Raw genomic sequence first — 9,403 nt, forward strand, 5'->3', positions numbered from 1 at the left:
TTAAGGCTAGAGTATTGTTACAATTTTACCCCAGCCCGCCATGTCCAGCACTTCTTTCCTACGCCGTTTCAGTTCCCGCCAGCAGCGGCTCAGCCATGTCTTTCTCAAAGATCGCCTGGCAAAGGCACGCACCTACAAGCGCATTGCTGGGTACTTTCGCTCTTCTATTTTTGAATTGGTGACTGAAGAGATTACACACATCGAGCAGGTGCAGATCGTCTGTAACAGCGACTTGGATCCCTGGGATATTGCCATCGGCAAAGCTTCCCGCCAGGCCAGAGAAATGGCGCTCAAAGAAAAATGGAACGAAGAGAAAGGAGAATTGATCACCAGCCTATTACAGCGCCCCCGCTACCGTCAACTTTACGAAATCCTCAAAAGCGGCAAAGTGGAAGTGCGAGTGGTGTCAGCCGCAGATGCCCCCTTTCTCCACGGCAAAGCAGGTGTTATTGAGGCAAGAGATGGCACCAAATCTGCTTTTATCGGCAGCCTCAACGAAACGCGGCAGGGATGGCAAGAGCATTACGAAATTGTCTGGGAAGACCAGTCGCCAGAAGGGGTTGCTTGGGTCGAAGCGGAGTTTCAGTACCTGTGGGAACGGAGTGTTCCTCTGCCAGAAGCGATTGTGGAAGAGGTGGGGCGATTATCTCGCAAGGTAGAGGTATTTCTTCAAGACTTGCAACCTGTCGATGTTCCTGGAGCCGCATTGGTGGAAGCCCCTCTCTATCGCCGGGGTGAGGTTCTCAAACCATGGCAGCAGTCGTTTGTGGAAATGTTCCTAGAACACCGAGAGCTGTATGGTGCAGTGCGACTCATTCTGGCAGATGAAGTGGGGCTGGGTAAAACCTTGTCTTTGGCGGTTGCGGCGATGGTGGCGTGCCTTTTGGAAGATGGGCCAGCCTTAATTCTTTGTCCGGCTACCCTCTGCCAGCAGTGGCAAGTGGAACTCAAAGATAAACTGGGCATTCCCTCTGCTGTGTGGCTCTCCAACCGCAAGGTATGGCAAGATGCCAATGGGCACATCATCAAAACCAAGGGTGCTGAAGGTATTGGCCGTTGCCCCTATCAAATTGGTATTGTTTCTACGGGTCTCATCTTTCACAATGCCCCCGAAGCCCAATGCCTTTTGGAACGACGCTTTGGCACGATTGTCCTGGTGAGGCCCACCGCGCCCGCTGTACCCGTGGTGTCACGGTAAGGGATCCCAAACCCAACAATCTCTTGGACTTTATGGGCAAGGCGGCCACCCAGTCCAAGCACGTCCTTTTGGGCACAGCCACCCCCATCCAAACCCATGTTGAGGAACTGTGGGATCTGCTGGGAGTGCTCAACAGCGGTGCCGAGCATGTGTTGGGACGACGGCATCAGCAGTTGTGGCAGCAGACGCAAAGGATCCTGCCCATCTTGACAGGACAACAAGCAGTGACCGACGAGCATTTTGCCTGGAATTTGCTCCGCAATCCTCTGCCGCCATCTGTTGAGGATCCCTTGTTTGACCACATCCGCAGCGATCTGAAGCTCTTCAAAGGTCAACACTTCACAGATAAGCCCCTGACGGAATTGGAGGACTTCACCCGCCAAGAACTGCGAGATGCCCTGGAAGAGCGCCAACAGGGGCTGACTTTTTTCCAGCGACACAACCCAATTCTGCGCCATACCGTATTGCGAAAACGCTCTACCTTGGAAGAATTGGGCTTGCTTGAGCGGATTGCCGTCGATATTTGGCCGAGCGAGGGAGAGCAATTGCCCATGTTCTGTGGGCTGGGTTTGCTCACTTCTCCCGAATTTGATGTGGCCTATGAAGCTGCCCAAGATTTTGCTAGGGCTTTGAGACAGCGTACCCAATCCGCTGGGTTTATGAAAAGCATCATGCAAAGCCGGATCTGCTCCAGTATTGCCAGCGGCCTATCTACGGCTCAGAAACTACTGGAAAAGCGGCGTTTTTTTGAGGAGGACGGAGAAGAAGATTGGCTGTTAGACAACCTTCCAGAGATTTTAGAGGCAGAATATGCCCATTTGGAGCGCATTGTTAGCGTCTTGAGCCAAAAGAGCACGGATCCCAAACTCGATGCCGTCCTCTATTTCCTACAGGAACGACACTGGCTGGACTTGGGATGCATCATTTTCAGCCAGTATTTTGATACCGCCCATTGGGTGGCCAACAACCTGAGCCAACGTCTGCCTCAAGAAAGTGTGGCTCTTTATGCAGGCGCCCACAAGTCGGGTTTGTTTTTTGCCGGAGAATGGCGGAGCGCAGAGCGGGAAGATATCAAGAGAGCCGTGCGAGAGCGTACCATTCGGCTGGTGGTGGCCACCGATGCTGCTTGTGAAGGTCTGAATCTCCAAACTTTGGGCACGCTGATCAACATTGATCTCCCTTGGAATCCTTCCCGCCTAGAGCAGCGCATCGGGCGGATCAAGCGCTTTGGTCAGACCCGCGACCGTGTGGACATGCTCAACCTGGTGTACCACGGTACCCACGACGAAAAGGTATACGAGGTGCTTTCTCAGCGGATGAAAGATCGCTACGACTTGTTCGGTTCTTTGCCCGATACTATCGAAGATGAGTGGATTGAGAATATCGAAACTCTGGAGGCCAAATTGCAGGAGTTTACAGAGCGCAAGAAACAGGCCAACGCTTTTGAGCTGCGCTACGCAAGCACAGTTGAACCCAAAGGCCCAAGATGGGAGACCTGCGAAAAGGTGTTGTCCCGTCGGGATATTGTGGAACGTCTTTCAGAAGGGTGGTAGCCATATATCAGCCAATTCGATATGCTTCTGCCAATGGGCTGGAAAAAGTTGCCTCTGACCACGAGTTAATACGGGCGGAAGTGCCTTGACCATGCTAGGCTCCAGCCCGAAAAATCTGCTCAGCCGTGAGGTTTAATTCAGGGAAAACTTTAGAGCGAATCCGGTCATTGCCCCGAAATAATTGCGCCTGATATTCCTCATTGACCAGTTGGAAAACCGAGATTGTGGGAACCTTCGGCTCGCCAATGTACCGACGACCCCCCAACGCTTGGTAGTCAACGATCCAGTATTCGGCAATACCTAACGTCTCGTAGTCACTCAGCTTATGCCAGTAGTCATCTCGCCAGTTGTTGCTGGTAATTTCAATGACAAGAGGAATAGAGGTTCCGTGGATGAGCGTCGAGGATTTCTGCCACAGGGGTTCTCTGGCCAAGGCGGTACGGTCAATCACCACCCCATCAGGAGCGTAGGCAGTATCGCCTTCCGGCGCCTTGATCAAGGTGTCCCGACCTAGAAAATAGTTGAGGTTGCACCTGCGGATTTCTAATGCCAATTCGATGGCAAGAAAACCACTGATTTCATCATGTTTCCCTGTGGGTTGCATCTCAACCGCAACTCCGTTGTGTAGTTCGTATCGTCTGTTAGGTTTCCACTCCAGAAACTCAGCAAAAGTCATTGGCTTAGAAGACACAGCATAGGTAGCAGTCATAGTTTTTCCTCCCTTGAATGAGTTAAAACGCCCTAGATACTTCTGCAAACATTGTCGCCCATCTCATCCTTTAATAGTCTTTTATGGCATAGCCGTGTAACCCTAGCCAGAGCCGGATGTAGATATCTAGCAGAATCACTTCAGGCATTCCCAACTTGCCTCATCTACGTTTCAAGTGGGGGAGTAGGTTCTTGTCAGGAGCGTGTTGCATTTGAATCTTGCTCTAATTCAATATCACCGTAAATGTCTGCCAGGGAAAAAGTGATGTTGACAGATGGCAGCGTAACAACATCATCCAGGGCATGGTAGTCCCTGAAGATCCACTCGACATTTCCCTGGCGGCGGTAGTGTTCTACACTGATTCGAGCTTGGTCAATTAGCAGATACTCCTGTAAAGTTGGGAGAGAGCGATAGGCAGCAAACTTCGCTCCTCTATCGTAGCTTTCGGTGGCAGGCGAGAGCACTTCCACAATTAAGATAGGGTTAGTGACAGTATCCTTGCGCCCTTCTTTAAGCTGAACTGGGTTTTGGATCACCATACCATCGGGATAGACATATTGTTCGAAGGCAGGTATGTAAAGTCTGAGATCACTAGAAAAAACGGAAAAACCCTTGCCTCTTAGCTTAAGCCAAAGTAGGGCATTGACACTGGTAATCAGTTGGCTATGAATGGGTGTGCTGCCAGTTATCTCAATAATTTCCCCATTGCGAAATTCACGGCGGATCCCGCCTGTGGCCTCTGATTCAGCTTCCAGGGCAAAGTATTCCTCTGAAGTGTGGGTTTTACGGGGGGCGAGGGCAGTGGTCATGGCATCTCCTCAGGCAGCGGCAGAATGGCTCAAACGGTCAGTCGGGTGTCGAGAAGCTCGACGCGGTGGCCTTCGGGTTCTCTCGGTCGCAAGTGCAGCCAACCTCTCTGTATCCTTCGTCGGCCTCTCCATGATGAGAGGTATCCTGCGATTCTGGGGTAAAGACCGGTGGTGGGGAGCCGACGCTTTTGTTATCCTGTCGCATAAGCTCCCCCTCTGGGATCGCGAGGGAAAGTGGGCCAACCTTGCCTGACGCTAGATTAGATGCCAGCACAGGCCACATGATGTCGTGTCAGCAGGACTTGGTTCTCATTGGCAGGCTTGGAGAGAGGACGTGACCTGATGTTTACTTGGCTCTGGACGAAACAATTTTCTCGCTTGAATCAGAGGCTACAGAGCCTGGAGGTAGCCCGCGAGGAAAACCTTCTGTCTCCCGATCTGAGCGCCCAAACTCTGCAGGTGGCCCCCGACTTTTGGGAACGGCAGCACCAAGCCTTTGTCTATGTGGACAAGCAAATGCAAAGGCTCAGCCGTCGCAGCAAGATTTGGGGAGGAATGGCGCTGTTGGCCATTCTGGCCGATGCGGCTCTGATAGTGGCAGGTCTGACGGCGTTTCAGTCTTGGCAGCAGGTGCAGGCCGATCGCCAATTAACTCGCATTGCCCAACAGGTTGCGGCTGTCGATCCTGTGCAGCAAGCTTTTGATGATCTGGTGGCCCAATTGCCCCAGATGAGCGGGGTAGAGCGATCTCGTGCCCTAGAGGCGTTGCAGGCTCTCTCGGCCATCTCGATGGCCTATGGCGGCTACTCCTCCGACGGTTCTGCGGGCATTTCCATGTACAGCTCTGTTTTCCCAGCGGCAGCAACCCCTCTGGAGGCTCAACTGCAAACCATCTACCGGTTGGGGCAAATGCGGGTGGTGGAGGCGGTGCCGGCTTTGCTGACCAAGCTTGCGGACGATGAACCGGTGGTGCGGGAGGCGGCAGCCCGTGCCCTCGGCCAAATCGGGGATCCGCGCGCCTTGGATCCCTTGCACGATCTTCTGGCCTATGAGCCCAATGAGTTGGTTCAAGATGCGGCTATTGCTTCGATTGCGCAACTGCTGCGCTAAAGGGAAAGTTAGACAGGGGTGGGGGTTGAGGCAGTGGGGATGAGTATCGGCAAAATGAGCAGGCTGGGCAAACTGCTGGGGGTGCTCTGTTGGGTGTGGGGATCCGCTCTGCCCGTTTGGGCGCAGGATCCCTTCCGCAGCGGGGACAATGCCCGCCCCATCAGCCCAGAGGTAGCCGCAGCTTTTGAAGAGTTCTTCTGTGCAGGCCGCTACAGCCAGAGCCGGGAAAAGCTGGAAATGGCCAAGAAAGCCTCTCCCGAAGAGCCGATGGTCTATGCCCTGTTGGCAGCGCTGGCCTATCAGGAAGGAGATCTGGAAGCATTTGCCCGGTTGGCTACCCAAACCCGACAGGTGGCTGCCGAGCTGAAAAAGACGGATCCCTTGCGTGGCAACCTTTACGAGGGTGTGGGCTACGGGCTAGAGGCAGCCAACATTGTGGTGCGAGATGGGGTGGTCATCGGTTTGCCCAAGGCTCTGCCCACCCTCAATCAATTGTTTGCCTCCATCCGGGCCGCCCAGGCAGTGGACAGCAGCGATCCGGAGCTGAATCTGCTCAACGGCTACATGGATTTGCTGCTGACCTACCGGGAGAAGGCTCTGAATCAGTTTCGGATGGCAGCGCCTGACTATCTGTCCTACCGCGGCCAAGCTCTGGCCTACCGGGATATGAAGCGCTTTGACGAGGCGCTGGAGGCGGTGGATCGGGCCATTGCTGCTTCCTGCAACAACCCGGAGCTCTATTACCTCAAGGCGCAAATTTTGGTTTCCAAAGGGCAAGACCGAGAGGCCGTCCCCCTTTTCGATCAAGCCCTGCAAGCTTCTGCCCAACTGCCCCAACCTTTGGTGGAGCAAATCCAGATGGAGCGGGATCGCGCTGCCCAACGCAGTGGGTTGACCGGCCAGTTGCCGGCTGCACCTAACCCCTGAAGGGATCCCATGAGCCTGCGCATCAGCGGCAAACGAGCGCTGCAAACTCCCGCTGGCTTGGGCACTCGACCCACACCTGGCCGGGTGAGGCAGGCCTTGTTCAACATCTTGCAAGGGCAGGTGGAAGGCTGTCGCTGGCTGGATCTGTGCTGTGGGGCCGGTACGGTGGGAGCAGAAGCTCTGTGTCAGGGGGCCGCTTTTGTGGCCGGGATCGAGATTGCCGCCCCTGCCTGCCGCATCATCCGAGCCAACTGGGCCAAGGTGGCGCAGCTGGGGCAATCTTTCCAGGTCATTCAGGGAGATGCCCGCAAGCTGCTCAGCCGCGGCCTGAACTTGGAGCCATTTGATTACGTGTACTTTGCTCCTCCCTACAAGGCCGGTCTGTACGCCCCGCTCCTGCCCCTGATCCCGCCCTTGCTCAAGCCAGGCGGAACCTTGATCGTCGAGCATCGCAGCGGCCAGAAGCTACCAGACCAGGTGGGATCCCTGCTGTGCTTTGACCAACGAACCTATGGGCAAACGGCCCTCGCCTTCTATCGCCATCTGGAAGAGCAGCTCTAGCTGGGGAAGGGAGTGCTGACGAAGCCGATTTCCAAGAGCTGCTGATAGGCTTGGGTGCCCAGCTCGCGGGTTGGGCCCTGGCTGTTGATGACCTGGATCAGCCAGCCCACAGCCTCTTCCGGTCGCCCGGCGGCGCGATAGACCACGGCCAAATCGTAGGCGGCTTGATCCCGGGCTTGGGCGGCAACACGGGCCAGCTCCCGCTGTTCTTCGGAGATGCGGTTTTGGATCCCGGCGAAGGCGCGGGAGAGATCTTGGTGGTAGTTGGAGCGCTGGTTGTAGGCGTTGAACACCTGCTGCAGCAGCTCGACAGCCTGGTCGTAGTTTTGCGCTTGGATGGCGGCATTGGCTTCGGCGGCCAGTTGTTCGGCTCGCAATGCGCTGAGGGCGCTGCTGGGCTGCTCTAGGGCGCGAAACTGCTGCGGATTGGGAATAAGCTGTTGCCCGGTGGGGAGCTGCTGAGCAGTGGCCCAGAAGGTGGAGCCCATGCCCAGGACAAGGCCGAGCAGTACGCCGAAAACCAACCGCGCCCAAGAACGGCGCAGAAGGCTGAGCCCCTGTGCGATGGCGTCCTGGCGACAGCCTTGGGAAGCAACAGTAGGACGTCGTCCAATCATGTGCGGGTAACCCCCAAAACCTTTTTTGACCCGTTCCACTCTACCCTACTCCTCGTGCCTTTGCTGCAGCTCAGGGATCCCTTTGGAGCGAGGCTGGGAGGAGATGGGCTTCTTGAGCTTGGGCGGAGAGGAGCTGGGCGAGTTGGGTGGCTCTGGAGGCTTTTCCGGCAGCAGCGGTAGGTTGAGAATCAGCTCATACATGCGCAGGTATTCCAGCGCTGAGCGGTGCCAACTGAAATCGCTGGCCATGCCCCGCTTCTGCAGCGCTTGCCAAGTTTCTTTGTGCTGGAAGGCTTCCCAAGCCCGCGCCAGACAGGTGTAGAAGTCCAGGGCTTCGTAGCGGTCAAAGCAGTAGCCGGTGCCGATCCCCTTGCTGGGGATGTGGTGGCTGACGGTATCCACCAGCCCTCCCGTGCGGCGGACAATGGGCACACACCCATAGCGCATGGCGATCATTTGGCTGATGCCGCAGGGCTCAAAGCGGCTGGGCATCAAAAACGCATCTGCCCCCCCGTAGATCAACTGGGCCAGCTTGGGTTGGTAGCCTTTTTGGTAGGCCATTTTGCCCGGGTGCCGCTCGGCCATCTCTCGGATCCGCCCTTCGTAGTAGGCTTCGCCGCTGCCTCCCAGCAAAACGAATTGCGCGTCGCTGTAGTCCAGGAAGCGATCCAGGGCTTGGATGAGCAAGTCGATCCCTTTTTGCTCCACCAAACGGGCCACCATGCCCATCAGGAAGGTATCTGGGTTAACGGTCAAGCCCAACTTGGCCTGTAGCGTGGCTTTGTTGGTCGCCCGCCCGCTGAGATCATCGATGCTGAAATTGGCCTCTAGGTCTGGGTCGGTGCGGGGATCAAACCTATCGATGTCGATCCCATTCAAAATTCCTCGCAACCGTTCCCCTTTCCAGGCCAACAAGTCCTGCAGTCCTTCCCCATGTAGAGGGGTGCGAATCTCCATCGCGTAGGTGGGCGAGACGGTATTCACTTGGTCGGCGTAGAGGATCCCGGCAGCCATGGTGTTGTGGGCAGAAAAATACCAGGGCAGCCAGGTCATGCGCTCCAGTTGCCAGCGCCAGGGCCCTTGGTAGGCCAGGTTGTGGATGGTGAACACCGTGCCAATATCGGGAGCTTGGTGCATCCAGGCCGGGATCATGCCGGTGTGCCAGTCGTGGCAGTGGATGATGTTGGGTTTCCAGGGGTAGTAAGTCCAGGCAAATTCGGCTACGGCGTTGGCAAAAAAGGTGAAGCGCCAGAACTCGTCCTCGCCGTAGTAGATGCGGTGGGGAGCAAAGCAGTAGTGGCTGACCAAGTAGAGGGGCACATCGGTGCCGGGCAAAACGCTTTCGTAAATATCGGCCACCTGACCCATGACCTGTTTAGACCAGATGGGATCTTTCGAGCGGGGGTATTGCCCCGGTTCCTGGCCGAACTTGTCCCAGAGAAAGCCATACAGAGGCATGATGATGCGGACATCCTGACCCAGCTTGCGCAAAACGACAGGCAGGGATCCCACCACATCCGCCATGCCCCCCACCTTGGCCAGAGGTGCTGCCTCTGCCGCTGCGAACAAAATCCTGGCTTGAACCACGCTGCCCTCCCTGGTGTTGTGGGCTCTACTCCACCGCCGCGAACGGATCCCGGCTCAGTTGCCCTCAGCCAAAACCCTTCCCATCCTAAAACACAAGGGATCCCTGCGCCGGATGAGCTGAGGCAGCGCCTCATCTTGAGGTTATGTTGCAACTTATTGATTTTTCGTAAGATGGAAGGACAGTGCTGCTCAGAACTGTTGTGGGCGCTGCTGTATTGCACTTTATTCGTCGTCATTGTTCTGGAGAGACGTCCTATGACCATAGCGGTAGGGCGCGTGCGTCAGGAGCGAGGATGGTTCGACATCGTCGATGACTGGCTCAAGCGCGACAG

At 55.9% G+C, this 9,403-nt stretch carries 10 protein-coding genes; 6 read left to right on the forward strand and 4 right to left on the reverse strand.

Translation table 11 applies throughout. From position 1 onward, the window contains the following. Positions 1-40: 40 nt before the first annotated feature. Both NW816_RS04780 and NW816_RS04785 read left to right on the forward strand, forming a co-directional pair. Positions 41-1,198, forward strand: coding sequence for a phospholipase D-like domain-containing protein (locus tag NW816_RS04780; RefSeq protein WP_414408410.1), 1,158 nt, complete (start codon positions 41-43; stop codon positions 1,196-1,198). Next, on the forward strand, positions 1,120-2,751 hold the full coding sequence (locus NW816_RS04785; protein WP_414408411.1) for a helicase-related protein: 1,632 nt from the start codon (positions 1,120-1,122) through the stop codon (positions 2,749-2,751). The genes NW816_RS04780 and NW816_RS04785 overlap by 79 nt, the downstream gene beginning before the upstream one ends. Positions 2,752-2,845: 94 nt before the next feature. Here NW816_RS04785 and NW816_RS04790 read toward each other — a convergent pair whose 3' ends face one another. Beyond that, positions 2,846-3,460: a Uma2 family endonuclease gene (locus NW816_RS04790; protein ID WP_414357405.1), complete on the reverse strand. Its 615-nt coding sequence runs from the start codon at positions 3,458-3,460 to the stop codon at positions 2,846-2,848. A 194-nt stretch (positions 3,461-3,654) separates the two neighbouring features. Beyond that, entirely contained in the window at positions 3,655-4,269 is a 615-nt protein-coding gene (locus NW816_RS04795; protein WP_414408412.1) for a Uma2 family endonuclease, read from the reverse strand. Positions 4,270-4,611: 342 nt separating this feature from the next. On the opposite strand from NW816_RS04795, the gene NW816_RS04800 reads away from it, so the two are divergent. The 3 genes from NW816_RS04800 to rsmD are packed head-to-tail and all read left to right on the forward strand — an operon-like array spanning position 4,612 to position 6,867. Next, the gene (locus tag NW816_RS04800; protein ID WP_414408413.1) at positions 4,612-5,379 is read left to right on the forward strand and encodes a HEAT repeat domain-containing protein; all 768 of its coding nucleotides are present in this window, start codon (positions 4,612-4,614) and stop codon (positions 5,377-5,379) included. Positions 5,380-5,418: 39 nt separating this feature from the next. Then, the gene (locus NW816_RS04805) at positions 5,419-6,306 is read left to right on the forward strand and encodes a Sll0314/Alr1548 family TPR repeat-containing protein (protein ID WP_414408414.1); all 888 of its coding nucleotides are present in this window, start codon (positions 5,419-5,421) and stop codon (positions 6,304-6,306) included. 9 nt (positions 6,307-6,315) lie between these two features. Continuing rightward, complete coding sequence (gene rsmD / locus NW816_RS04810) at positions 6,316-6,867, forward strand: 16S rRNA (guanine(966)-N(2))-methyltransferase RsmD (RefSeq protein WP_414408415.1); 552 nt, start codon at positions 6,316-6,318, stop codon at positions 6,865-6,867. Here rsmD and NW816_RS04815 read toward each other — a convergent pair. Together NW816_RS04815 and glgA are read right to left on the reverse strand one after the other, a co-directional pair. Continuing rightward, the gene (locus NW816_RS04815) at positions 6,864-7,484 is read right to left on the reverse strand and encodes a hypothetical protein (protein ID WP_414350843.1); all 621 of its coding nucleotides are present in this window, start codon (positions 7,482-7,484) and stop codon (positions 6,864-6,866) included. The two genes, rsmD and NW816_RS04815, sit on opposite strands and share 4 nt — an antisense overlap. Before the next feature lie 45 nt (positions 7,485-7,529). Then, positions 7,530-9,071 carry a glycogen synthase GlgA gene (gene glgA / locus NW816_RS04820; protein ID WP_414408416.1) on the reverse strand — a complete coding sequence of 514 codons (1,542 nt, stop codon included), beginning with the start codon at positions 9,069-9,071 and terminating at the stop codon, positions 7,530-7,532. A gap of 18 nt (positions 9,072-9,089) precedes the next feature. Between glgA and NW816_RS04825 the strand changes: the two genes are divergently transcribed. Beyond that, positions 9,090-9,403: hypothetical protein (locus tag NW816_RS04825; protein WP_414408417.1), on the forward strand; the 314-nt coding region annotated here is incomplete at its 3' end.

Origin of the sequence: Synechococcus sp. W55.1 (genome assembly GCF_047461655.1) — a bacterium.
Lineage (GTDB): Bacteria > Cyanobacteriota > Cyanobacteriia > Thermostichales > Thermostichaceae > Thermostichus.